Source organism: Vibrio sp. SG41-7 (assembly GCF_014164465.1).
Classification (GTDB): domain Bacteria; phylum Pseudomonadota; class Gammaproteobacteria; order Enterobacterales; family Vibrionaceae; genus Vibrio; species Vibrio splendidus.
Genome location: NZ_JACJFF010000274.1, coordinates 1 through 1,702 on the forward strand (window position 1 = coordinate 1; position 1,702 = coordinate 1,702).

Below are 1,702 nucleotides of genomic sequence, written 5' to 3' on the forward strand. Positions count from 1 at the left end.
TGCTTTAGCGATAGCCGCTCTTACGCCTTTTTTAACGCAAACAAATAGAACGTTGATAGGAGTTATATCCATATTTATAATAATCCTTATAGATTAATATCTCATATTAAACATAGGTGCTTTGGGCGAATTTTCAACATGTTAATTGCTTTAGGTACAAGAAAAACTAAGCACCTAGCTCATGACAGCAGCGGTGCGGCGAGTTCAGCCTCGAGAAGATCGAGAGAATTCTCGACTGATTGACTAATCATAATCTGTTGATTTGTGAGCGTGATGCGACATGACTGTAAAACCATAGTGTGTCCCTTCCTAGCGGTGGCAACAGAACCTTAATGTTCCGATTGCCTATTGATTGGTGACGTTGTTAGAAGAATCCCTTCTATTTTTAACGGTATACCAGATTGTAAAAAACATAATTTATTTTCTAATGGACACCAAAAGTGTGACTTTGAAAAGATCAGGGCTTTGTTGCGTAATTCAATGGAACTAAATCAAGAACCTACGATCTGATCAGCTACGTCCACTCCCTCTCGAAGCTCTATGCCTAAACCTCGTTACAAAACAACCAACTGGAAGCAATACAACCAATCACTCGTTAACCGTGGTTCTCTGACCTTTTGGATTGATGAAGAAGCGATAAGTGGCTGGGCGCAAAGCAAACAGAATAAGCGCGGGAGGCCACGTCGGTTCAGCGATTTAGCTATCACGACTGCCCTCATGGTGAAGCGAGTTTTTTCTATGCCACTGAGAGCTCTGCAAGGGTTTATCGACTCAATATTTAGGCTTGCCCATGTTCCATTAAGTTGTCCCCATTACACCTGCATCAGTCGTAGAGCAAAGCAAGTTGAGGTCTCATTTAAGACTAAAACTAGAGGAGCAATACAGCACCTAGCCATTGATGCTACTGGCCTTAAGGTTTATGGCGAAGGTGAATGGAAAGTCAAGAAACACGGGACGGATGGCAAGCGTAGAGTCTGGCTGCGAAAGCTGCATATTGCAGTCGATACAAGCACTCATGAGATCATTGCCGCCGAGCTAAGTTTATCAACGGTTACAGATGGAGAAGTACTCCCGAACTTACTGAAACAAACACGCCGAAGTATCCTTGAGGTGTCTGGTGATGGCGCTTACGACACGAGATTGTGTCACGCTGCTATTAAGATTAAGGGAGCCATTGGGCTTGTTCCCCCACGAGAAGGGGCAGCCTTCTGGGAGCGTGGTCACCCGAGAAATCTCGCCGTGGCTTGCCAGAAGTTATATGGCTCAAATAAGTATTGGAAAGAGCGGTATGGATACCACAAACGTTCACTCTCAGAAACAGCGATGTATCGTGTTAAACAGTTATTAGGAGGGCAACTGAGCTTAAGAAATTACAATGCACAGGTGGGTGAAACTTACGCGATGATAAAAGCGTTGAACAAGCTTACTGGGTTAGGTATGCCTGAAACTTGTCGTATCGACTAAGAAACGCCCGAAACGGGGTAGCTCTATTTTTAAATCTAATTACGCAACAAAGCCTCCTAACTAGGGGGACATGTCACTTTACCTTCTATAAGTTGCTCACCAATCAATTGGCGCGATTTTGTGAAGAATGTTTTACAGTGTCGATTTATCTCCTCAGTAAATCCGCTTTTCTTATCAAGTTTATTGGGTAGGCTTTTGTTAGATATTGTTCATTTCAACAACTTTTATTCTTAGGTCC

At 43.1% G+C, this 1,702-nt stretch carries 1 protein-coding gene; it reads left to right on the forward strand.

Features of this window, described 5'->3' with window-relative positions; all coding sequences use genetic code 11:
• The first annotated feature begins 540 nt into the window (after nt 1–540).
• Nucleotides 541–1,464, forward strand: a complete 924-nt coding sequence (locus H5300_RS26575; RefSeq protein ID WP_182797345.1) for an IS5 family transposase — start codon at nt 541–543, stop codon at nt 1,462–1,464.
• Nucleotides 1,465–1,702: the final 238 nt, after the last annotated feature.